Here is a 21,363-nt window from a genome sequence, read left to right on the forward strand (position 1 = left end):
GGCATGCCGCGACACCGGGACGATCCGCCGGGCGGGCAAACCTCAGGGCCGCCCGGGGCGGCTGCCCGGCCACTCCACGCGGGCGCCCCGCATCAGGTCCATGGTCCGCTCATGGCTGTCACCCACGGCGTCGGTGACCCGCAGCCGCATGCGCAGCTGGTCGATCTCGTCGACGAACCGCCTCCCGAAGGCACCCGCCCGCATCGCCTCGCTGCCCAGGGGGAACCCCGCACCGGTCAGCCGGAGGTAGTAGTTCTTGCCCTGCAGGAGCCCTCGGTCGGCGAGCGCCTCCCGCAGCCCGGCGTGATCGGTCCACTCGGTGGGCTCGCCGTCACGCGGGACGACGCAGTACTCCGCCCGCTCCACCACGGCGTGCTGCGAGCCGCCGTTCACTATCTCCACGCGCCAGGCCGACTCGTCAGGACCGAGGTCGCCGACCGTCCAGCTGGACCTCCAGCCCAGCGCCGGCCGCACCGTCCGCCCGTACTGGGCCCGGCCGAACACGGCGGCGAGCGCGACCGCCAGCAGACTGCCCAGGGGATTCATGTCCATCAGGCGCAGCCGCCAGGGCCATTCCCGGCTCGCCGGGCCGGTCACGTTCGACCGCACGATCTCCCACAGCAGCACCAGCGTCAGCAGGATGAGCAGCACGAGCGGCGCCACGAACAGCAACGGGCTGCGCCGGACCCGCCGTTGCCGGTCGTCGAACTCCAACTCCGCTCCCTCCCCCGTGGTGGCGCCGACAATAGCGGGCCCCCGCACGGAGATTCCGTGCGGGGGCTCGCCTGCCGCTGGCTGCGGATCAAGCCATCAGGTGCCGGCGTCCGGCGTGAACGTCAGTAGACGCTGACGCCATAGGCGCTGAGGGCCTCCGTGACCGGCTGGAAGAAGGTCGTGCCGCCGGAGGAGCAGTTGCCGCTGCCGCCGGAGGTCAGACCGTACGCGGTGCCGTTGCTGCCGTAGAGCGAGCCGCCGGAGTCACCGGGCTCGGCGCAGACGTTGGTCTGGATCAGACCGGAGACGATGTCGCCGCCGCCGTAGTTGACGGTCGCGTTGAGGGCGGTGACCCGGCCGCTGTGCGTACCGGTGGTGGAGCCGTCGCGGATGACGGTGGTGCCCACGCTCGGCGTGGCCGCGCGGGTGATGTCCACGCCGTTCGCGGTGCCGGGCCGGCTGACGGACCCGCTGTAGCGCACGATGCCGTAGTCGTTGCCCGGGAAGCTGGAACCGGCGGTCGAGCCGATGACCTGGGTGCGGCCGGAGTTGGAGTACCAGGTGCCCGCGCCGTCGGTGCAGTGTCCGGCGGTCAGGAAGTACTGGTTGCCGCTGCTGTCCTGGACGTTGAAGCCGAGCGAGCAGCGCCAGCTACTCGCATAGATGGCGTCGCCGCCCTGGATGAACTTGCTGAACTTGCCGGGGGTGCGCTTGATCGTGAGCGCGTCGGCGTTGGCCCCGGCCTGCTGCTTTATCTTCGCTATCTCCGCCTGGGAGACCGTGCTGTCGACGGTCACCATGACGCGGTTGGTCTTGCTGTCGACGGCCCAGGCGGTGCCCGGGATGTCGGCCTTCAACACCGAGCCGCTGGCGCTCTTGAGCTCGGCGGCGCTGAAGGTGCTGGGGGTGTCGGCCGCGGTCGCGTTGGGGATCGCGATCGCTGCTGCGGCTACGAAGCCGGTGGAAACGGCGATCAGCCGGGTCCGTCTCGTGACGCCGCTGCGGGGGGTGGTGCGCTTGATCCTCACTTGTCGTTCCCTCCAAGGGAAGTCGGGGGCCCGCGTGGGGTCGGGGCCCGTGAGGCGCAGTCAGAGGCCGCGTTCTCCGGATTCCGAACACGCCGTGCCCCTGACAAGCGCTGAGGGGGAGTATTCGGCCGAACGAACGGTAGGCGCAAGGGCGCCTTTCGGCCGTCAACCTTTGAACGATCTACGAAAGTTGACCCCGGCGTCGGCGGCGTGGCGCAGCGCGAGCCGTCGCCTCGGCCGAGTGCTGAAGTGCGAGCTCCCGACCGTCCATCGGCGTTCTCGCCCGCCGCGGTTCACCCGCCCCGATCAGCCCGGTGGCAGCGGTGGCCCCGGAAGGCCCTCGTGTCACCGCCGGTCACCCACGTCCCGGGGATGTCCGGAAGTCGCCCTTCCGTTACTCGTGCCCCAGGGCTAGCAGCCGTCGCAGGGGCAGCAGCAGTCGCAGCCGTCACCGCAGTCACGGCAGCAGCCCTCGCGCTTCTTGCGGGACCACGGGCCCTCGTACTCCTTCGCGCAGCACAGCTTGCAGGTGCAGCACAACAGCCAGAACATCCCGCAGCCCGCCCAGAACCCACGCCGCCCCTTCGGCGGCTGGGGGGCCGGCCCGCCGCCGAACCCACCGAAGTCCCCGCCACCACCACCGCCGCCGCCGGGCGCTCCCCCGCCGCCGGCGTACGGGTGCCCGCCCGAGTGCGGGTGCTGTCCGGCATACGGGTTCCCGCTCGCGTAGGGATTCTGCGGCGCCCCGTACGGCCCCTGCCCCTGCTGCGGCGGGCCGCCATAAGGCCCCGGCTGGTGGGACGCGCAGGTCGGCACGGTGCCGAAGGCCCGGTCCACCGAGCGCCGCAGCTCGTGCACCAGCAGCAGGTGCGCGAGCCCGGCATCCCGGAACTCCACCTCACGCAGCGCCAACCGCACCCCGTGCGCGGCGTCGTCGGCGAGCCGCCGCGCCTCGGCGAGCGAGGTCCCGGTCGCGGTGAGCGGGTTCCACGCACCCGCCGCGGCGTCGGCCGCCTGGTCCTCCACGGCGTCCAGGAGATGCGCCAGCCGGCCGAAGAGGCGGCCGGCCTCGGCGAGCGGCTCGGCGTTGTGCGGCCGTCCGGCCAGGAGCGCGGTGTGCGCGAAGGCGGCGGCGGTCGCCGTCTCGGTCGGTTCGGTGACCGCGAGGATCGGCGTCCCGGGCCCGGCGAGCGCCTCGATGCCGCCCTGCCGGTCCACGGCGTCGACCAGTATGGCGGTGTCGAAGCCTACGGCCGAGCCGGTACGGGCGCCCGCCGCATCCCAGCCGGCGGCCATCCGGCGCGCGGCGAGCGCCACCGGCTTACGGGCCAGCAGCCCGTCCCCGTCGGCGACATGGTCACGCACCTTGGCCGAGGCGAGCACCAGCGAGACGGCGGCGGCGAGCCGCGCGCCCTCCCCCTGCGCGACGGAAGCGGTGCGCATCCCGCGCAGCGGGCACGGTCCCGCCGTACGCCGCGATCCGCTGTCCCACTGTGCCTGAGCCTCCGTCAGAACAGAGATGAGGAGCCCGTCGTAGTTGGTCACGATCCGCGCCAACTGACCGTGGTCTCCGCGCAATGCGAGGCACAGCCCGCACAAATGAGCCATCCATTCACCGGAGAGCTTCTCTCCGAGCCGATGACGGCAGGGCCTGACAATTCCGAACATGACGCTCCCCCGTGGCTATTACGACGCTGAGCTGGCGCATCGTACCGATCGACGCGCCGATCGCCCTGTCCGCGTCGTTCACCCGGACGCACCCCGTCTCACCCGTACGCCGCGAAGAATCATATTTCACTCACAGTCAGCAGCCGTACGTGGCATGCCCCTTGCGGGACACGGCCTCTCGACGTATTGGCTGTGCACCAGTACCGTCACAAACCCCCCGCGCGGCGTCTATCCACTTGGCGCGACGTCCGCATCATGGATGACCATAGGGATGCGGAAGGTAAAAGAGACCGCTGTGAGAGGAGGCGTCCATGGGATCGGTGCGCAAGGCGAGTGCCTGGCTGGGCCTCGTTGACGACAACGATGACGAGCGTTACTACGACGACGACTACTCCGAAGGGACCGAGCCCGGGGATGCCTGGGTCACCGACCCGCGGGTCAAGGTGGCCACGGACGTCGCCGAGGAGAAGGGCCGCCGCATCGGTACGGTCACCCCGGACAGCTTCCGGGACGCCCGCGCCATCGGCGAGCTGTTCCGGGACGGGGTTCCGGTCATCATGAACCTCACGGCCATGGAGCCCGCCGACGCCAAGCGCGTCGTCGACTTCGCGGCGGGGCTCATCTTCGGTCTGCGCGGCTCGATCGACCGCGTGTCCAACCGTGTCTTCCTGCTGACCCCGGCCGACACGGAGATCATCAGCGGTGAGTCCGCGGCGCACCGCTCGGACGGCTTCTACAACCAGAGCTGAGGCAGGGCCGCTCACCGGCCCTGCCCCCTGGTGGGTTCAACGGAACGCGTCGAGTCCGGTGAGCGCCTTGCCCAGCACGAGCTGGTGCATCTCGACGGTGCCCTCGTAGGTGAGCACCGATTCCAGGTTGGTCGCGTGCCGCATCACGGGATATTCGAGCGAGATCCCGTTGGCACCGAGGACCGTCCGGGCCGTACGGCAGATGTCGATGGCCTCGCGGACGTTGTTGAGCTTGCCGAAGCTGACCTGCTCGGGACGCAGGCGGCCGGCGTCCATCCGCCGCCCCAGATGATGGGCGAGCAGAATCCCCTTGTGCAGTTCGAGCGCCATGTCGGCGAGCTTGGCCTGGGTGAGCTGGAAGCCACCGATCGGCCGGCCGAACTGCTCCCGTGACTTCGCGTAGTCGAGCGCGGCCTCGAAACAGGACCGCGCCGCCCCCATGGCACCCCACACGATCCCGTACCGGGCGTGCGAGAGACAGCTGAGCGGCCCCTTCAGACCGACGACCTCGGGCAGCACGGCATCGGCGGGCAGCCGTACATCGTCCAGGACGAGCTCACTGGTGACGGAGGCGCGCAGCGACAGCTTGTGCTTGATCTCGGGGGCGGAGAACCCGTCGCTGTCGGCCGGCACGACGAACCCGCGAATCCCCTCCTCCGTCTGCGCCCACACGACGGCGACCCCGGCCACGGAGCCGTTCGTGATCCACATCTTCCGCCCGTTGAGCACCCAGTCGGAGCCGTCCTTCTTGGCGTACGTCCGCATGGACGCCGGGTCGGACCCGTGGTCGGGCTCGGTCAGTCCGAAGCACCCGATGACCTCCCCGGAGGCCATACGAGGCAGCCACTGCTGCTTCTGCGCCTCGCTCCCGAACCGGTGCACGGCGTACATGGCGAGAGACCCCTGCACGGAGACCAGGGAGCGGATCCCGGAGTCGGCGGCCTCCAGCTCCAGACAGGCGAGCCCGTACTGCACGGCTGAGGCACCGGCACAGCCGTACCCGCTGAGGGACATCCCGAGGGCGCCGATCGCCCCGAGTTCCCGGGCCAGTTCACGGATGCCGGGCAGCTCGCCCCGCTCGTACCAGTCCGCGACGTACGGCACCACCCGGTCCGCGGCCCACTGCCGCACGGTGTCCCGGACGGCCAGGTCCTCGGGCTCCAGCAGATCGTCGATGCCGAGGGGGTCGGCGGGGTCGAACGGGGGCAACTTCGAGGACGCGGACATGGGACACCCTCCGGCAACGACTAAAACTAGCGGCGCTAGTCACGGCTCTGCGCCGACGCTACGACGCAGCGTCCCGGACGTCCAGTAGGGCTCCCACCGGGGTCAGGCGGAGACGCGGGACTCCGCGACCTCCCGCGGCTTGGGCAGCTCCACCGCAGGGGCCTCACACTGCATGGCGCGCGGCAGCCGCAACGCCATCACCGCCCCCAGCAACAACAACGCCGCACTCACGAGCAACGTCACATGCAGCCCGTGCACGAAGGAGTTCCGCGCCGCGTGCTGCAGGGCCACCCCGGCAGGCCCGCCCAGCTGCGCGGCCACCTCGTACGCCTCCCCCAGCGAATGCGAAGCCGCCGAGGAGGCCGACGCCGGAACCCCCGACACGGCCGCCAGCCCGGGGGCGTACGCGGCGTTCATCACGCTGCCCAGCAACGCGATCCCGATCCCCGCACCCAGCTGGTACGACGTCTCCCCGATCGCCGCGGCCCCGCCGGCCTGCTCCTGCGGAGCCTCGCTCAGCATCGACTCGTACGCCCCGAAGAGCGTCGTCTCCAGGCCGAAGCCCAGCAGCACGAACCCGGACAGCAGCAGCGCGGGATTGTCCTCGCCGCCCATCGCCGTGAGCAGCACCACCGCCACCGCGGTCAGACAGAACCCGGCGCACACCATCCGCCGCGGCCCGAACCGCCGCAGCATCCGCGCCCCCGCCAGGCCCGCCGCCATCGCGGCGAAGGTCAGCGGCAGCAGGCGCAGCCCCGTCTCCAGCGGGGACAGCCCCAGCACCAGCTGGAGATACTGCGCCGCGATCAGTTCGAGGCCCACCAGCGCGAGCATCGCCAGCACGATGCACCCGACGGACGTACTGAACGCCGGTCGGGCGAACATCTTGAGGTCCACCAGCGGATACACCCGGCGCCGCTGCCGTCGGACGAAGAGAACCAGCAGCGCCGCGCCGACCACCAGCGGCACCAGGGTGAACAGGCTGGCCACCGCCTCCCCGCCGCCGAGCCGCTTCACGCCCAGGACGACGCCGAACAGCCCGGCCGCCGCCATCAGCGCGCCGACCACGTCCCAGGGGCCCTTGCCGTCGCCCTTCGACTCGGGCAGCAGCAGACGTCCCACCGGGAGGCTGACCAGCATCAGCGGGATGTTGACGAGGAAGACCGAGCCCCACCAGAAGTGCTCCAGGAGGAAGCCGCCGAGCAGCGGCCCGACCGCCGCGCCGACCGCGGCCACCGCGCTCCAGATGCCGATGGCGAGGGCCCGCTCCCGCCGGTCCGGGAAGACCTGGCGCAGGATCGACAGGGTCGCGGGCATGATCATCGCGCCGCCGACGCCGAGCAGGGCGCGGGCCAGGATCAGCAACTGCGGGTCGTGCGCGAGGGCCGCGAGGCCGGAGGCGAGGCCGAAGAGGCCGTATCCGAGGAGCAGGACCCGTCTGCGGCCCACCCGGTCGCCGAGTGTGCCGAAGAGGATCAGCAGCGAGGCGCAGACGAGCGGATAGATGTCGACGATCCAGAGCAGTTCTATCGCGCCGGGCTTGAGGTCCTCGGTGACCGCGGGTACCGCCACGTGCAGCACGGTCGCGTCCACGGCGACGAGCAGCAGGCTGACGCAGAGGACGACGAGGACGACCCAGCGGTTGGCACCGGCCCCGGCCGCCCGACGGCGCAGCGCAGCGGCGGCCGTGGTCGTCCCGGACATGTACGTACCTCCCAGATGTTCCCTCGCCCTCGGCGGGCTCACGGGGCGGGGACTCCCCGTGACTCGGCCGGAGAGGAGCGGTGGTCTCCGGCCCGCGCAACGAAGGGCGAGTGACTCGTCAGGGTACGCGAGTTCCGGTCGGTGCCGAGTGGCGGACCTCTCACCCGCCCGGACGAAGGAGTGTGGCGTACGCCACTCCCCGCCCCTGCGGTCATGGTGAGGCCGACGACCCGGTCCGCCCCGGGCCGATAATCGGGTCCGTGACCGATCTTGCGACGCGCGTGGCACCGACCCGCGCCGGGGCCCTGCGCCGGGCGGCCCCGGCGCTCCTCGGGTACGCGGCCGTACGCGCCCTGGGCCTGCTCGTCCTGGCCCTGTGGAGCGCGGTGCGCGACAAGGACCCGTACACCCTGCTCACCGCCCGCTGGGACGCGCTCTGGTACACGAGGGTCGCGGAACTGGGCTACGGCTACGAGGTGCAGCTGGCCAACGGGGACGTGCACTCCAACCTCGCGTTCTTCCCGCTCCTGCCCTGGCTGGAGCGGCTGGTCGCGGCCGTGTCCCCGCTGTCGTACGCCGACGGCGGCTTCGTCGTCAGCCTGCTCGCCGCGCCGGCCGCGGCCTGGGGGATCTTCGCGGTGGCGGAGCATGTGTACGGCCGTCGCGCCGGTGTCTGCGCGGTCCTGCTGTGGGCCGTCCTGCCCGTCGGGATCGTGCAGTCGATGGCGTACAGCGAGTCACTGTTCACGGCGCTCGCCGCATGGTCGCTGTACGCGGTCCTGACCGGCCGCTGGGTCACGGCGGGCACCCTGGCCCTGCTGGCCGGGCTGACCCGCCCGGTGGGGCTGGCCGTGGTGGCGGCGGTGTGGGCGGCGGGCGTCGCCGCGTTCGTACGGGACCGGGGCGGCGCGGGCGAGGCACGGGGCGCGGACGGCGCGACGCGCCTCCCGGGCGTGTCCGTGCGCCGCGCCCTCGGCATGCTGCTCGCTCCCCTGGGCGCCGCCGGATACGTGCTGTGGGTCGGCCACCGCACGGACAAGGGGCCCCTGGGCTATCTGGACGTCCAGGCGGGCTGGCGCAACGGCTTCGACGGCGGGTACGCCTTCGCCGTGTTCGTCGCCGAAAAATTCACGTCGTTTCCGTCGGCCCTGGCGGGGGCCGGACTGGTCGTCGGCGTGGGTCTGGTGGTCTGGCTGTACGTCGTCTGCGTACGGCAGGGCCAGCCGCTGCCGCTGCTGGTGTACGCGGGGGTCGTCACCGCGCTCGCGCTGTGCGCGTCCAGCTACTTCGGCTCGAAACCACGTCTGCTGCTCCCCGCCTTCCCACTGCTCCTGCCCCCGGCCCGGTCCCTCGCCCGGCTGGGTACGCGCAGGTCAGCGCTGGTGGTGGGGGCCCTGGCCGTGGCCTCGGCGGGGTACGGGGCGTTCTGGCTGAACGGCAGCGGTCCGCCCTGACCACCCATGAGCGCCGGGGGAATTCCGCACGAGGACCCGGTGAACGAATTCAAAAGCGCAATAAACCCGTCCTCCTGAATGATCAAAAGAATTGAAGGCCACAGCGGCCGATGATTGCGGATTCATTGGAAATAAACCTCCTGCTGAGAGGAATCCCACATCACATCGTCATCACAAAGCCGCTGAATCGACCGGGATCTGAGCTCACTCGCTGTAACGTCGATTGGGTGCGTACCAATCGGAAGCTCACCCGTCTGGACCGGGTGTTCGCCAGGCTGGATCGTGAGCCGGAACGACCGGCCCACATCGATGTGCCGAAGATGAGCCGGCACCGGGTCGTGCTGTTCGCGGCGACCCTGGCCTTCTACGGGGCCATCGTGTGGGCCGTCGTCATCACCTCGTGGCTGGTCCGCCTCGACTGGCAGGTCATGTTCTTCCGGCCGTACCAGCAGTGGTCGGAGATCCACGCCTTCGTCGACTACTACGTGGTGCTCGGCCAGCGCGGCCCGACCGCCGTGATGGTCGCGGCCTGGCTGGGCTGGCGCTCCTGGCGGCAGCACACCCTGCGCCCGCTGCTCGCGCTCGGCGTCTCGCTGCTGCTGCTGAACATCACCGTCGGCGCCGCCAAGATCGGCATGGGCCGTCTCGGACCGCACTACGCGACCAGCATCGGCTCCAACGAGATGTGGCTGGGCGGCGATATATTCCCCAGCGGCCACACCGCCAACGCCGTGGTGACCTGGGGAATCCTGGCCTATCTGGCCTCGACCCCGAGAGCGCGCCGCTGGCTTTCGGCCCTGTCGGCGGTGACCTCGCTGGGCGTCGGTCTGTCCACCGTCTACCTCGGTACGCACTGGCTCAGCGACGTGCTGCTCGGCTGGGCCGCCGGGCTGCTGATCCTGCTCGCCCTGCCGTGGTTCGAGCCGCTGATCGCGCGTGCCGAGACCGGGATCTTCGACCTGCGGGACCGCTGGCGGGAGCGTCGGGCCGACGCCGTCGCCGCACCGCCCGCCGGTTCGGTCACGGCCCCGGTGCTGCTCAAGCCCCTTTCCGCGCCCGCCGACGACGAGGTCGCGGCGTGCGAGGCGGCCCCTGCGGCGCGCCCGGCCCGGGCGATCGTCCACCCGCCCGTCTACCTGGCCCCGGGCCCGCACACGGCCCGCGCGGACCGCATGCCGGTCACCCCGGCCGGCAGCCGCCGCCCACCGCATCCGGACCGCAGCACCCGTGGCGCGGCCCCGACGGCCCGCCCCCTCACGGGCGGCTGACCGGTCCTCCTGACAGCGGGTTCGGTACGCACAACCAGCCCCGCACGGTGACGGCCCCGGCTCCTTGACGGAGCCGGGGCCGTCGCCCGTTCTCAGCCCTTCCAGGCCCGCGCCACCTGGCCGTCCTTCACCTCGAAGTTCAGCCGCCCCTGGCGGTACTCCATGGTGATGATCGCCCCGGGCGGCAGCGAACGCACCGTCGACCAGCCTCGTGCACGGGCGAGTCGCTCGGCCCGGTCGGCGTCGAGACCGACATATGTGTCCGGGCTGTCCTGAGGTTCGGCGGGGGGTTTCGGAATGGGTGCCATGCCGCCACGCTAGGGCCTGCGCGAGGGATCGGGCCAGCGCCGACCGCGAACCTTTGTAGCGGCCAACCAGGTCGCACATCCCTCCCCGGTCACGCTTTTGTCACAGAATCACGACACGCGTTTCGACCACGCTTCGTCACACGGATGAGCGGTTCCGTAGGCCTTCCGCAGGCATTCCATCGTAATTCCTGCGTGTCGGAGAGACCCGGCCGATAACCCGGCGGAAAAGTTCCCGGGGAACTGCCGCCGGACTCTTTTCCCCGCGCCGAGATCAACTGCTGCCGCAGCGAACGCGCGGGCCGCGAGAGCCGGTGCCGCACAGAAAGTACATGGTTCCGACACAGAACCCCCGTACGCCCCCTGTCGGCGTGCCGCCGACGCGAGCATCATGGCGTGAGCTCGCGTCGGCGCGTGCGGCGCGGGCTTCAGCGGGCCCGGGGCGCGACGAGCGAAGGGGCGAGCGAGCGATGGGGACGCAGACCGTACGGGCGGCGGCAGAACCCGCGCGGGCCAAACAGCCCGGTGGCCGCGTGGTCGTCGACTGGCTGACCACCACCGACCACAAGAAGATCGGTCATCTCTACCTGATCACGTCGTTCGTGTTCTTCCTGGTCGGCGGGGTCATGGCACTGCTGATGCGAGCCGAGCTCGCCCGGCCCGGACTGCAGCTGCTGAGCAACGAGCAGTTCAACCAGCTGTTCACCATGCACGGCACGATCATGCTGCTGCTGTTCGCCACCCCGACCTTCGCGGGCTTCGCCAACGAGCTGATGCCCCTGCAGATCGGCGCCCCGGACGTGGCCTTCCCGCGGCTGAACATGTTCTCGTACTGGCTGTTCCTGTTCGGCGGCCTGATCGTGCTGGGTTCGCTGATCGTGCCGAACGGGCCCGCCTCCTTCGGCTGGTTCGCCTATGCGCCGCTCAACAGCCTGGAGCGCTCCCCCGGGGTCGGCCCCGACCTGTGGATCATGGGCCTGGCGCTGGCCGGCTTCGGCACGATCCTCGGGGCGGTCAACTTCATCACCACGATCATCGGGATGCGCGCCCCCGGCATGACGATGTTCCGGATGCCGATCTTCACCTGGAACACCCTGTTCACGTCGATCCTGATCCTGATGGCGTTCCCGGTGCTCGCGGCGGCGCTGCTGTGCCTGGAGGCGGACCGGCGCTTCGGCTCCCACATCTTCGACGCGGCCAACGGCGGGGCGCTGCTGTGGCAGCACCTGTTCTGGTTCTTCGGGCATCCCGAGGTGTACATCATCGCGCTGCCGTTCTTCGGCATCATCACCGAGATCATCCCGGTCTTCTCGCGCAAGCCGATGTTCGGCTATCTGACGCTGGTCGCGGCGACGATGGCGATCACCGGCCTGTCCATGGTGGTGTGGGCACACCACATGTTCGCCACAGGCGCGGTGCTGCTGCCGTTCTTCTCCTTCATGACCTTCCTGATCGCGGTGCCGACGGGCGTGAAGTTCTTCAACTGGATCGGCACCATGATCAAGGGCTCGCTGTCCTTCGAGACGCCGATGCTGTGGTCGGTCGGCTTCCTGGTGACGTTCCTGCTCGGCGGGCTGACCGGGGTGATCCTGGCGTCGCCGCCGCTGGACTTCCATGTCACGGACACGTACTTCGTGGTCGCGCACTTCCACTACGTCGTCTTCGGCACGGTCGTCTTCGCGATCTTCGCCGGCTTCTACTTCTGGTGGCCGAAGTTCACCGGGAAGATGCTCGACGAGCGGCTCGGCAAGATCCAGTTCTGGACGCTCTTCATCGGCTTCCACACCACGTTCCTCGTGCAGCACTGGCTGGGCGCGGAGGGCATGCCGCGCCGGTACGCCGACTATCTCGCCGCCGACGGCTTCACGGCGCTGAACACGGTCTCGACGATCGGCGCGTTCCTGCTGGGCCTGTCGACGCTGCCGTTCCTCTACAACGTCTGGAAGACCGCCAAGTACGGCCCGAAGGTCGAGGTCGACGACCCCTGGGGGTACGGCCGCTCCCTGGAGTGGGCGACCTCCTGCCCGCCCCCGCGGCACAACTTCACCTCGCTGCCGAAGATCCGCTCCGAGTCCCCGGCGTTCGACCTGCACCACCCCGAGCACGCGCTGGAGGCTCCGCAGCCCGAGCCAAAGAGCGAGCAAGCAGGCCGTGAGCCGTCCTGATCGCCTCGACGAGTTCGTCCGGCTCCACGACCTCGAACTCGAAGCCCATCAGCATCACATGGATCACCATCACGTCGATGCTTCCGGCCCCGGTACGCAGCAGGCAGCTGTCGGGCCCCTCCGCCTCCAGCTGCCCGGCGGAGGGCGAGATGCGCCCAGCCGCCTCCTCCAGGGGCACCAGCAGCCGGATGACGGCGTGCGAGGCGTACGCGCGCGTGGAGACGCCTCGGGAGACGTACGCGGCGAGGTCCTCGGCGGGCGGGGTGCGCGGGGTGAAGCGCGGGCCGTGCGGGGGCCTGGGGGTGATGCGGTCGACGCGGAACGTACGCCAGTCCTCGCGGTCGAGGTCCCAGGCGACCAGGTACCAGCGGCGCTCGGTGCACACCAGGCGGTGCGGTTCGACGCTGCGGCGGGTGGGGGCGCCGGTGGGGGTCCCCCCGGTCGAGGTTGTTCGAGACTGGGGGAGGTCGCGGTACTCGAAGCGCAGGCGTTCGGCGTCCCGGCAGAGGTTGGCCAGCTCGGTCAGGACGGCCGGGTCCACGGCGGAGGACTGAGGGCCGCGCAGCATCGGCACGGTGAAGGCGTTGAGGGCGCCCACGCGGCGGCGCAGCCGGTTCGGCAGGACCTGCTCCAGCTTGGCCAGGGCCCGTACGGAGGTCTCGCCGATGCCCTCGATGCCGTGACCCGCGGCGGTGCGGAGGCCTACGGCGACTGCAACGGCCTCGTCGTCGTCCAGGAGCAGGGGCGGCAGCTCGGCGCCCGCCCCCAGCTGGTAGCCGCCGCCTGTTCCGGGGCTGGCGTTGACGGGGTAGCCGAGTTCGCGTAGGCGGTCGATGTCACGGCGGACCGTGCGGGGGGTGACGCCGAGGCGTTCGGCGAGTGCGGCGCCGGACCATTCGCGGTGGGCCTGGAGGAGGGAGAGCAGCCGCAGGAGTCGTGCGGAGGTGTCCAGCATGGGGCGCCTAATAGCTCGGGGGTACGCGTTCTACGCGCGAGTGCGGGTCCATCGTGGCTGATCGCGCCCGCGCGGCGGAGCCGCAATTGTCACAGCCCCGCGCCCCTAAGGGCGTTGCCGGTACCCGGCACTCCACGCTCAGGTTGCCCTGCCGTGTCTCGTACGGGACCCGGGAAGCGAGGGAGTGCACCTTCATGGCGCCCGGTGCCAGGCGGTGCGGTTCCTCGTCCGTCACGCGCGCGTACGCGTCCCAGTGGCCCTCCGGCAGGGCGACGCTGCTGGGCAGGGCTGCGCGCAGGCGGCCCTTCGTGGCCGGGGTCAGGGGCAGGCTGACCTCCTCGGGGCCCTCGCGGTGGCGCAGCACGAGGTGGGCCGCCTCGGTGGCTCCGGGCGCGCTGACGTCGAAGGTCAGCCCGCCGGCCGAATCCGCGATGCAGTCGGCGCGCAGCGGTGCGGTCCGCGACAGGGGCGTCGTCATGCGGTGCGGTTCCTCCCTCGGCTTTCCGGCTCCGTCAGTTGGACCGGCGAGGCGGCCTTTTGGTTGCCCGTCACGGCCGGTACGGCAGCTGCGGGACCTCGAAGCACGTGTTGTTCATGTCTCCTTGGGAGACCCAGCCCTTGCCGTCCTCCCAGCGGGCCACCGACAGACAGGTCCGGCGGCTCTTCGGCGGTTCGGCCAGCCGCTCGAACCGGACGGGGATCAGCAGGCCGTCGGCGGTGTAACCCTGGCTGCGGTTCATGAAGTCGTCGACGCACGCGCGCGTGATGCCCTTCTCGGCGCACGCCTTCGCCGCGTCCGTGAACCACATCGCCGCCGCCCAGCCCTCCAACTGCCACTGGGAGCGGGTCTTCAGCCCCTTCGTCGCGTCCCGGAACTCCCGTACGGCGTCCAGGTCCGCGTCCTGGTGGTTGCGGGACGACCCGGTGGCCCACAGGGCGTTGCGGCAGCGCGGGGAGTCCCTGTAGTCCTCGGCGACGGTGGACGTCCAGTTCTGGACGTTCGTGACCTTGGCGGTGACCTCGGCTCCGACGTCGTCCATCGCCTTGCACAGCCGGGCGTTGCCGTGGCTGTCGATGGCGTCGAAGACGAGGTCGGCGCCCTGCTCCTTCAGATCGGCGGCCACCGCGCGGAAGTTGGGCAGCGCGAAGTCCACCTGCTCGGTGACCACCTGGTAGCCCTCGGCCTTCAGTCCCCGCTCGACGAGCCGGGCGTAGGCGGCGGACGCGGCCTGGTTGTACGAGACGACGGCGGCCGTACGGGCGCCGTGCTCGCGCTTGAAGTAGCGGTAGACCTCGGTGCCGCCGTACTGCTCGCCGTCCCAGCCGGTCGTGCCGTCGCGGGGCGCGAGGCTGCCGTAGATGCCGTACAGGTGGGGGTAGGTGTCGTAGGCGGCTCCGATGGGCTGGCCCCCGATGTCGGGCACGCGCGCGCGTGACACGCGTTCGGCGCCCGCGTAGTCCAGGGCGGTGGTGGCGACCAGGGCGACGACGTCGTCCTCGTCGATCAGCTGGTGCACGCACTCGTTGTTGCCGACGCCGCTGCCGCCGTCGTCGCACTCCCGCACCTCGACCCGGCGGCCGTCGATGCCTCCGCGCGCGTTGAGGCGGTCGAAGAAGGCCTTGGCGCCGTCGCGCGGGCCGGTGAAGGCGTTGCCGCCGACCGGGCTGGTGGCGCTGGTGACGATGCCGACGCGGATCGGCGTGCGGTCCCCCGCGGGCGCCGGGGGAGAACTCCGGTCACGATGCTCGAAGTCGCTCTCCGGCAGCCTGCTGCCGCACGCCGAGCTCAGAGCCAGCACCAGCACCAGCACGGCGATCGCCGCCTCAGCACCCCGGGACCGGCGACCCATTGCCGCTCATCTGGACCAGCGCGCACAGGGTCTTGGCGGACACCTTCCAGGTGCCGTCCTGTTCGACGGCGGTTCCGGCGGCGTTCGGCAGGGCGGTCGCGCCCTTGAGCGTCAGGTCGTATGTCACGTTCGCCTCGGTCGGCGAGGTGAACTCGACCTTGGAGACCTTCGCCTGGACCTGACCACCGCGCTCGTCACCGCTGAACGCCTGCAGGACGGGCGCCATCTGCTCGCCGTTCTCCAGGACGGTCTGCTTGTCCTCCAGGGACGTCGCCGGGTCGAAGAACTTCTGCCAGTTCTGCTTGATCTCCGTCTCGGCCGCCCCCGCGTCGGCGGGCGCCGTCGCGGCCGGAGACCGCTCGGTCTGCTCGACGGTCGGCGTCGGCGGCGTCGCGTTGCCGCCGCCGCCCTCGTCGTCAGTGCAGGCCGCGAGGGCCGGGGCGAGGAAGAGAAGCAGGGCGGCCGCCAGCGCGGTCCCCCGTCCCGCCGCCCGTGGGCCACGCTCGCTGTGTGCGTTGCTCCGCCTGAGGTCGCTCCCGAGAACCATCTGGCTCACCACCGGGTGTCGGTCCGGGCCGTGTGCGCCCGGTGCTTTCAGGGTCAGCTTGCAGGAGGCATAGTGCAAGTCCATTGGCCGAGAGTGGAATAGGGCAGGGCACACGCACCGAAAGCCGCCGTGCACGCACCAGAACCCGACTCATGGGAGCCAGCGATGCGGACAGCCCGACTGCGGACCGTGCACCCCGTCCTCTGGGCCGGCTGGGCCGCGCTCGCCGCGGGTGCGGTGCTGTGCGTCATCGGCTGGTACGGCGTCTCCGGCGAGCGGTTCGCCGAGCGGCAGCTGCCCTACCTCGCGTCCTGCACGGTCCCCGGCGCCGCGCTGATCATCGCCGGGTCGGTGCTGCTGACCCACGGCCGGGGCGCGCTCGCCGCCGCGCGCGTGGAGGAGCTGTACGGCCTTCTGGTGGCCGCCGGGCCCGCCGAGGACGAGGAGTCCGGGCAGCCGGCCGCGGCGCCGCTCGCGGTCAGCGGCGACCTGCTGATGGTGCCCGGCGGAACCCTCTGGCACCGCGCGGACTGCCCGCTGGTCGCCGGGAAGGCGGAGGCCGTACCGGTCGATGGGAAGCTGGTGAGGAGCGGCGAACTGGGCCCGTGCCCGATCTGTGAGCCCGCCGAAGCGGATGACTGATGTCCTCCCTGACGTACGACCTCACGCTGGCCGGTCTGTCGGTCGGCAGCGCCGCCGCGCTCACCGGGGTCGGCCTGATCGTGACCTACCGCGCGACCGGCGTGCTGAACTTCGCGCACGGGGCGATCGCGATGGTGTGCGCGTATGCGCTGCGGCAGTGCGTGGTGGAGTGGGGCTGGCCGCTGTGGGCGGGCGCGACGGTGACGCTGCTGGTGCTCGCGCCCGGGATCGGGATGGTGCTGGAACGGTTCGTCTTCCGCCCGCTGTCGGTCCTGGGCAGTGATCCGGCGCAGACCCTCGTCGCGTCGATCGGGGTGTTCGTGCTGCTGGTGGGCGGTGCGGCGCTGCTGTGGGGCCAGGGGGCGCGGGACGACGCGCCGGAGCTGGTGCCGGCGGATCCGTGGGGTCAGCTGGCGGTGGCGCTGCTGCTGGCGGCCGGCGTCGGGGCGGTCATCCGCTGGACGCGCTTCGGCCGGGAGCTGCGGGCGGTGGTGGACGATCGGGAGCTGGCCGTCCTGGGCGGCATCGACGCGGACCGGGTGGCGGCGGCGGGCTGGGCGTTCGGCTCGTTCACGGCGGGTCTGACGGGCGTTCTGCTGGCGCCGTACGTGCGCCTGGACCCGTACGGCATGCCGCTGCTGGTGGTCGAGGTGGTGGCGGTCGCGGTGGCCGCGCGGATGCGCAGCCTGCCCGTGGCGGTGGTGACGGCGCTGGCCATCGGGGTGGCACAGAGCCAGCTGACGCGCCTGCACCCGTCGGGCTGGGGCGCGCCGCTCCTGCAGGCCGTCGGCACGAACCTCTTCGTGGTGGCCCTGCTGATCGCGGCCCTGGCCCTCCCCCGCGTCGGCACGCGCGACGCCCTGCCGCGCACGGCCACCGCGCACGTGCCGACCCCGCCGGGCGCCTGGATCGTGGCGGCCGTGCTCTTCCTGCTGCCCCTGGGCTTCGCGGGCCCGGACCTGCACACGTCGGTGCAGGTGCCGGCGCTGGGCGTGGTGCTGCTGTCGCTGGTGGTCGTGACCGGCCGCGGCGGCCAGATCTCGCTCGGCCAGGCGGCCTACGCGGGCCTGGGCGCCCTGTTCACGGCGTTGCTGGCGGCGGGCCGCTTCCCGGGGCTGCCGCGCCTGCCGGAGCTGGCCGCGCTCGCCCTGGCGGTCGTCCTGGTGGCCCCGCTGGGCCTCCTCACCGGCTGGCCGGCGATCACCCGTCAGGGCCTGGCGCTGGCGCTCGCGACCTTCGCGGTGGGCGTCGGCGTGAGCCGCTTCGTCTTCGCCCAGCCGTACGCGATCTCGGGTCTGTCCCTGGGCCGCCCGGCGGGCTTCGAGGGCGACCGCGCCTACTACGTCCTGGAACTGACCCTCCTGGCGGCCGCCCTGCTGACGACCTGGCTGCTGCGCCGGGGCCGTACCGGCCGGGCCCTGGCGGCGATGCGGGACCACGAGTCGGGGGCAGCGGCGGCGGGCGTCCCGGTGCCCTCCCTGAAGCTCCTGGCCTTCGTCTGCGGCGCCGCCCTGGCCGCGCTGGGCGGCGGAATGCTCGGCATGGGCCTGCGTGCCTTCGAACCGGCCGCCTACGACCCGGTCCGCGGCCTGCTGTGGTTCGCGGCGGTGGTGGTGCTGGGCGCCGACAGCACCCTGGGCGCACTGGCCGCGGCAGCCCTCCTGGTAGGCCTCGACGCGGGCGCCCGGGGCGGGGTGGCGGCAGCGCTCATCGGGGTGCTGGCGGTGCTGGTGGGCCGGTTCCCCGGCGGGCCGTACGAGGCACTGCGGGCGGCGGCGGAGAGGCTGCGCCCGCGGCGGAGGGCGACGCTCACGGCGTTGGGCGCGGAGGTGCGCGGGCGACTGCGGCCGGTGGAGCGACATGCCGCTGGGCAGCCCCGAAACCCCGCAGCCGCCGACGGCGCGGAGCCCCCTCAAGGGCCGCCCGCGTCCGACGACGAAAGCAGTACGGGTGGTGCCGGTGGGAACCCCACCGCGCCCGAAGGCCGCGTGCGCCCCCACGCACCCGCACTCACGGCCCATCGCCTCCAGGCCCGCTACAACGGCTTCACCGCCCTGGACGACGTCACCCTCACCGTCCCGCCCGGCCACGTCACCGCGATCATCGGCCCCAACGGTGCCGGAAAGAGCACCCTGTTCCACTGCCTGGCCGGCACCCACCGCCCCGCCCAGGGCCAAGTCCTCCTCGGCGCCCGGGACATCACCCGGCTCCCCGCGCACGCCCGCACCCGCCTCGGCATCGCCCGCACCTTCCAGCAGCTGGCCGTCTTCCCCTCGTTGACGGTGGCCGAGAACGTCCGCGTGGGCGCCGAGCAGGGACGGCTCCAGGACCCGTCGGCCGTGGAGCGAGCCCTCAGACTCCTCTCCCTCGACGGCCCCGTACGGTCCCTGCCCGCCGCCGCCCTCCCCACCGGCACCCTGCGCCGCGTCGAGCTGGCCCGAGCCCTCGCGGGCAGCCCACGCGTGCTGCTGCTGGACGAGCCCGCCGCCGGCCTCGACACGGCCGAGGTCACCGCGCTGGCCCGGATCCTCAAAGCCCTCGCCGCCGACGGCACGGCCCTGCTCGTCGTCGAGCACGACCTCGACCTGGTGGCCGACCTCGCCGACACCGTGCATGTCATGAACGCGGGCCGCATCGTCGCCTCCGGCCCACCCGACCGCGTACTCGACGCCGCGCGCTCCCAGGAGAACACCGCATGACGACCATCTCCCTGCGCCACGCGCGCGTGCGCTACGGCCCCCTGGAGGCCCTCCACGGCGTCACCCTGGCCGCCGCCGGCCCGGGCCTGACCGTCCTTGTGGGACGGAACGGCTCCGGCCGTACGACCGCCCTGCGCGCCCTGGCCGGCACCGTGCCCCTGTCCGGCGGCGCGGTGGTGTGGGAGGGCGTCGACGTGACGCGCGTGCCCGCGCACGAGAGGGCCCGCCGCGGACTGTGCCTGGTCCCGGAGCGGCAGGCGGTGTTCGGCTCCCTCACCGTGCGCGAGAACCTCGAACTCGCGGCTCCCTCGTACGACATGGCCCTGGACGCCTACCCCCGGCTCGCGCCGCTCCTCGCCCGCCGCGCCGGCACCCTCTCCGGCGGCGAGCAGCGCATGCTCGCCGTCTCCCGCGCCCTGCTGGCCCACGCGCGCGTGGTGCTCGTCGACGAACCCGCGCAGGGCATGTCGCCGACGGTCGCCGCCCGTACGTACGAGCTGCTGAGCGGGCTCGACGCATGTGTGGTGATCGCCGAGCAGCGGCTGCCGCCCGTGCCGCACGGCCGGGCGGCGCTCGTCCACGAACTGCGCCGCGGCACGGTGGTGTTCAGCGGCGAGGCGAACGAGTGGGAGCGCCGTGCAGCGCGCCGAACCGGGTCGAGCCCTTACGGATGAGCCGCGACGCGGCCGAGGTCAGCCGGTCCGTGACGCTCGGTTTCGACATGTGCATACGGCCCTTGAGCCCGTACCGCCTGGAGCACTGCGGCCAGGCCCCCCACCCCTGCACGGCCACCACCTTCCGGGCGATCGCGATCTGTTCCTTGCGGGAGGCGAGATCCGCGCGCGGGGCGTACTTGCCCCCGCCGAAGCCCTCCCAGGTGGGCTGCGAGAACTGCAGTCCCCCGTAGTGGCCGTTGCCGGTGTTGATGTGCCAGTTGCCGCCGCTCTCGCACTTGGCGACACAGCCCCAGGGCCAGTCCTTGCCGCAGTCGTACGCCGCGGGTTTGGGGGGCGGTCCGGGGTCCTTTTGTGGCGCCGTATGGCTGGCGCCTGTTGGGTGCGTCGCGTGTGTTGTCTGCGCTGTGGGCGCGGCATGTGACGTCCCCGGGGCGGCGGCGGTGAACAGCGTGGCGGCGAGGACGATCATGAGCGGTCTACATTTCATATGAGCACGCTAGGCAGCTGGTTGCGGACGATCGCTGCGGCGCGTCCGACGACCGGCGGGGCCCCACCCGGTCGGCGGACCGAGTGGGGCCCTGGGCCCGGGGCCGGGAGCGATGCTCAGAGTTCGAGGCGCTGCCCGGGCACGATCGTGTCGGGATCACCGCCGATGACGGACCTGTTGGCGTCGTAGAGCTGCTGCCAGGTGGTCCCGTGCCGGGCGGCGATGCCGCTGAGCGTGTCGCCCGCACGCACGGTGTAGTCACCGCGGGAGGAGCTGCGGGCCGTGTGTTCCGACGAACGTTCCGGTGTCTGTGCCGGAGTCGACGGGGCTGCCTTGGTGGATGCCGAGTTGGTGGCGGGAGCCGCGGGTGCGCTCCCGTTCGCTCCGGCCCGCGCCGAACAGGTCGGCCACGCGCCCCACCCCTGGGAGCGCTGGACCTTGGTGGCCACTTGGATCTGCTGGGCCTTGGTGGCCTGGTCCGCCGTCGGCGCGTAGGCCGTACCGCCGTACGCGCGCCAGGTGGAGGCGGCGAACTGCAGTCCGCCGTAGTAGCCGTTGCCGGTGTTGATGTGCCAGTTGCCCCCGCTCTCGCACTGGGCGATGCGGTCCCACACTCCGCTGTCCGCCGCTGCGGCGTTGCCGGTCGCGGCCAGCAGCCCGAGCGGGGCGAGCAGTGCCGCCCCGGCGAGGACCGCCGTCGTACGGGTCCGGCTCCCGTGCGGAGCCTTCTGCGTCCTGCGAGCGTTGTCGTGAGTGTTATCGGCACATTCGGACATGTAGTTCCCTCTCGAAGGACTCGGGGTCCCCCAAGGCGGAACGCCACTCCCCACGCCATGCAGCGGGTGAGTCGCGCTCGCCCCGTCCGCCGGAGGCCGGTGCTGCGAGTCGGCTGGTGCGGCCGGCGGACGTACCCGAGCGGTGCTCGTTGCACACGGCGGAGGAATTTAGGGAGGGTGACCGGCCGGTATCAACCAACTCCTCGTCATTCCAGGCCAGTTCGCCGTTACCTCCGGTATCGGCGATTTTCAGCCACCCACTTCATTCGCTGATTTCCGGATTTGTCGACCACCCACCCCCATGATCTGTGACCCACTTCACGCAACCAACTTCCTTGGCGATCCAGGCACTTGACGGTGAGTGGGCGATTTCGCGCCCGAGGTGACCGTGTGCGTTGGATGATTCGATTCCGTTCGCCGTGGTGCGTGACTCCCGCCACAGATCGTC

General features: G+C 71.7%; 18 protein-coding genes and 1 pseudogene. 7 read left to right on the top strand and 12 right to left on the bottom strand.

The annotated features are described in order from the left end of the window. Positions 1-42: 42 nt before the first annotated feature. The 3 genes from AQI70_RS27885 to AQI70_RS27895 all read right to left on the bottom strand — a co-directional run bounded on the left by AQI70_RS27885 (position 43) and on the right by AQI70_RS27895 (position 3,410). Positions 43-714, bottom strand: a complete 672-nt coding sequence (locus tag AQI70_RS27885) for a hypothetical protein (protein ID WP_244181865.1) — start codon at positions 712-714, stop codon at positions 43-45. A 122-nt stretch (positions 715-836) separates the two neighbouring features. Beyond that, positions 837-1,742, bottom strand: coding sequence for a S1 family peptidase (locus AQI70_RS27890; RefSeq protein ID WP_062154825.1), 906 nt, complete (start codon positions 1,740-1,742; stop codon positions 837-839). Positions 1,743-2,153: 411 nt separating this feature from the next. Then, entirely contained in the window at positions 2,154-3,410 is a 1,257-nt protein-coding gene (locus tag AQI70_RS27895; protein WP_208607456.1) for a DUF5685 family protein, read from the bottom strand. A 311-nt stretch (positions 3,411-3,721) separates the two neighbouring features. Between AQI70_RS27895 and AQI70_RS27900 the strand changes: the two genes are divergently transcribed. Next, on the top strand, positions 3,722-4,159 hold the full coding sequence (locus tag AQI70_RS27900) for a cell division protein SepF (RefSeq protein WP_004002394.1): 438 nt from the start codon (positions 3,722-3,724) through the stop codon (positions 4,157-4,159). Positions 4,160-4,195: 36 nt separating this feature from the next. On the opposite strand, the gene AQI70_RS27905 is transcribed toward AQI70_RS27900, so the two are convergent. Next, positions 4,196-5,386: an acyl-CoA dehydrogenase family protein gene (locus AQI70_RS27905; protein WP_004002393.1), complete on the bottom strand. Its 1,191-nt coding sequence runs from the start codon at positions 5,384-5,386 to the stop codon at positions 4,196-4,198. Between the two features lie 102 nt (positions 5,387-5,488). Further along, a complete protein-coding gene (locus tag AQI70_RS27910) occupies positions 5,489-7,090 on the bottom strand; it encodes an MFS transporter (protein WP_062154829.1) in 1,602 nt (533 codons plus the stop codon). Positions 7,091-7,350: 260 nt separating this feature from the next. On the opposite strand from AQI70_RS27910, the gene AQI70_RS27915 reads away from it, so the two are divergent. Beyond that, positions 7,351-8,544, top strand: coding sequence for a glycosyltransferase family protein (locus tag AQI70_RS27915; RefSeq protein ID WP_062154831.1), 1,194 nt, complete (start codon positions 7,351-7,353; stop codon positions 8,542-8,544). 227 nt (positions 8,545-8,771) lie between these two features. After that, positions 8,772-9,812 (top strand): phosphatase PAP2 family protein, encoded by a 1,041-nt coding sequence (locus AQI70_RS27920; protein ID WP_062154833.1) that lies wholly within the window; start codon positions 8,772-8,774, stop codon positions 9,810-9,812. 92 nt (positions 9,813-9,904) lie between these two features. Here AQI70_RS27920 and AQI70_RS27925 read toward each other — a convergent pair whose 3' ends face one another. After that, positions 9,905-10,120: an I78 family peptidase inhibitor gene (locus AQI70_RS27925; protein ID WP_062154840.1), complete on the bottom strand. Its 216-nt coding sequence runs from the start codon at positions 10,118-10,120 to the stop codon at positions 9,905-9,907. A 467-nt stretch (positions 10,121-10,587) separates the two neighbouring features. On the opposite strand from AQI70_RS27925, the pseudogene ctaD reads away from it, so the two are divergent. Continuing rightward, a pseudogene (gene ctaD / locus AQI70_RS27930) lies at positions 10,588-12,162 on the top strand (aa3-type cytochrome oxidase subunit I); the annotation flags it as partial. On the opposite strand, the gene AQI70_RS37820 reads toward ctaD, so the two are convergent. From AQI70_RS37820 to AQI70_RS27950, 4 genes are all read right to left on the bottom strand, one after another. After that, entirely contained in the window at positions 12,161-13,237 is a 1,077-nt protein-coding gene (locus AQI70_RS37820) for a helix-turn-helix transcriptional regulator (protein WP_079051508.1), read from the bottom strand. The pseudogene ctaD and the gene AQI70_RS37820 overlap by 2 nt on opposite strands. Before the next feature lie 7 nt (positions 13,238-13,244). Beyond that, positions 13,245-13,715, bottom strand: coding sequence for a hypothetical protein (locus tag AQI70_RS40950; RefSeq protein ID WP_062154845.1), 471 nt, complete (start codon positions 13,713-13,715; stop codon positions 13,245-13,247). Positions 13,716-13,785: 70 nt separating this feature from the next. Continuing rightward, a complete protein-coding gene (locus AQI70_RS27945) occupies positions 13,786-15,087 on the bottom strand; it encodes an ABC transporter substrate-binding protein (RefSeq protein ID WP_062154847.1) in 1,302 nt (433 codons plus the stop codon). Further along, the gene (locus tag AQI70_RS27950; RefSeq protein ID WP_062154849.1) at positions 15,062-15,634 is read right to left on the bottom strand and encodes an MTB12 C-terminal domain-containing protein; all 573 of its coding nucleotides are present in this window, start codon (positions 15,632-15,634) and stop codon (positions 15,062-15,064) included. The genes AQI70_RS27945 and AQI70_RS27950 overlap by 26 nt, the downstream gene beginning before the upstream one ends. A 165-nt stretch (positions 15,635-15,799) precedes the next feature. On the opposite strand from AQI70_RS27950, the gene AQI70_RS27955 reads away from it, so the two are divergent. From AQI70_RS27955 to AQI70_RS27965, 3 genes are read left to right on the top strand one after another with little or no spacing between them, the layout of a single operon-like run. Then, a complete protein-coding gene (locus tag AQI70_RS27955) occupies positions 15,800-16,276 on the top strand; it encodes a hypothetical protein (protein WP_062154852.1) in 477 nt (158 codons plus the stop codon). Further along, a complete protein-coding gene (locus AQI70_RS27960) occupies positions 16,276-18,975 on the top strand; it encodes an ABC transporter permease subunit (RefSeq protein WP_062154854.1) in 2,700 nt (899 codons plus the stop codon). Before AQI70_RS27955 ends, AQI70_RS27960 begins: the two co-directional genes overlap by 1 nt. Next, complete coding sequence (locus tag AQI70_RS27965; protein ID WP_062154856.1) at positions 18,972-19,649, top strand: ATP-binding cassette domain-containing protein; 678 nt, start codon at positions 18,972-18,974, stop codon at positions 19,647-19,649. The genes AQI70_RS27960 and AQI70_RS27965 overlap by 4 nt, the downstream gene beginning before the upstream one ends. Here the strand turns inward: AQI70_RS27965 and AQI70_RS37825 are convergent. Next, positions 19,582-20,139: a transglycosylase family protein gene (locus tag AQI70_RS37825; RefSeq protein ID WP_107117094.1), complete on the bottom strand. Its 558-nt coding sequence runs from the start codon at positions 20,137-20,139 to the stop codon at positions 19,582-19,584. The genes AQI70_RS27965 and AQI70_RS37825 overlap by 68 nt on opposite strands. 116 nt (positions 20,140-20,255) lie before the next feature. Then, the gene (locus AQI70_RS27975; RefSeq protein WP_062154860.1) at positions 20,256-20,915 is read right to left on the bottom strand and encodes a LysM peptidoglycan-binding domain-containing protein; all 660 of its coding nucleotides are present in this window, start codon (positions 20,913-20,915) and stop codon (positions 20,256-20,258) included. Positions 20,916-21,363 lie beyond the last annotated feature (448 nt).

Origin of the sequence: Streptomyces curacoi, assembly GCF_001513975.1 — a bacterium.
GTDB lineage: Bacteria > Actinomycetota > Actinomycetes > Streptomycetales > Streptomycetaceae > Streptomyces > Streptomyces curacoi.

Excerpts from the sequence above, each read along its gene's own strand:
- AQI70_RS27900 (WP_004002394.1), top strand. The coding sequence starts at position 3,722 with ATGGGATCGGTGCGCAAGGCGAGTGCCTGGCTGGGCCTCGTTGACGAC.
- AQI70_RS27910 (WP_062154829.1), bottom strand. The coding sequence starts at position 7,090 with ATGTCCGGGACGACCACGGCCGCCGCTGCGCTGCGCCGTCGGGCGGCC.
- AQI70_RS27975 (WP_062154860.1), bottom strand. The coding sequence starts at position 20,915 with ATGTCCGAATGTGCCGATAACACTCACGACAACGCTCGCAGGACGCAG.
- AQI70_RS27895 (WP_208607456.1), bottom strand. The coding sequence starts at position 3,410 with ATGTTCGGAATTGTCAGGCCCTGCCGTCATCGGCTCGGAGAGAAGCTC.
- AQI70_RS27950 (WP_062154849.1), bottom strand. The coding sequence starts at position 15,634 with ATGGTTCTCGGGAGCGACCTCAGGCGGAGCAACGCACACAGCGAGCGT.
- AQI70_RS27955 (WP_062154852.1), top strand. The coding sequence starts at position 15,800 with ATGCGGACAGCCCGACTGCGGACCGTGCACCCCGTCCTCTGGGCCGGC.
- AQI70_RS40950 (WP_062154845.1), bottom strand. The coding sequence starts at position 13,715 with ATGACGACGCCCCTGTCGCGGACCGCACCGCTGCGCGCCGACTGCATC.
- AQI70_RS27960 (WP_062154854.1), top strand. The coding sequence starts at position 16,276 with ATGTCCTCCCTGACGTACGACCTCACGCTGGCCGGTCTGTCGGTCGGC.
- AQI70_RS37820 (WP_079051508.1), bottom strand. The coding sequence starts at position 13,237 with ATGCTGGACACCTCCGCACGACTCCTGCGGCTGCTCTCCCTCCTCCAG.
- AQI70_RS27905 (WP_004002393.1), bottom strand. The coding sequence starts at position 5,386 with ATGTCCGCGTCCTCGAAGTTGCCCCCGTTCGACCCCGCCGACCCCCTC.
- AQI70_RS27965 (WP_062154856.1), top strand. The coding sequence starts at position 18,972 with ATGACGACCATCTCCCTGCGCCACGCGCGCGTGCGCTACGGCCCCCTG.
- AQI70_RS27945 (WP_062154847.1), bottom strand. The coding sequence starts at position 15,087 with ATGGGTCGCCGGTCCCGGGGTGCTGAGGCGGCGATCGCCGTGCTGGTG.
- AQI70_RS27925 (WP_062154840.1), bottom strand. The coding sequence starts at position 10,120 with ATGGCACCCATTCCGAAACCCCCCGCCGAACCTCAGGACAGCCCGGAC.
- AQI70_RS37825 (WP_107117094.1), bottom strand. The coding sequence starts at position 20,139 with ATGAAATGTAGACCGCTCATGATCGTCCTCGCCGCCACGCTGTTCACC.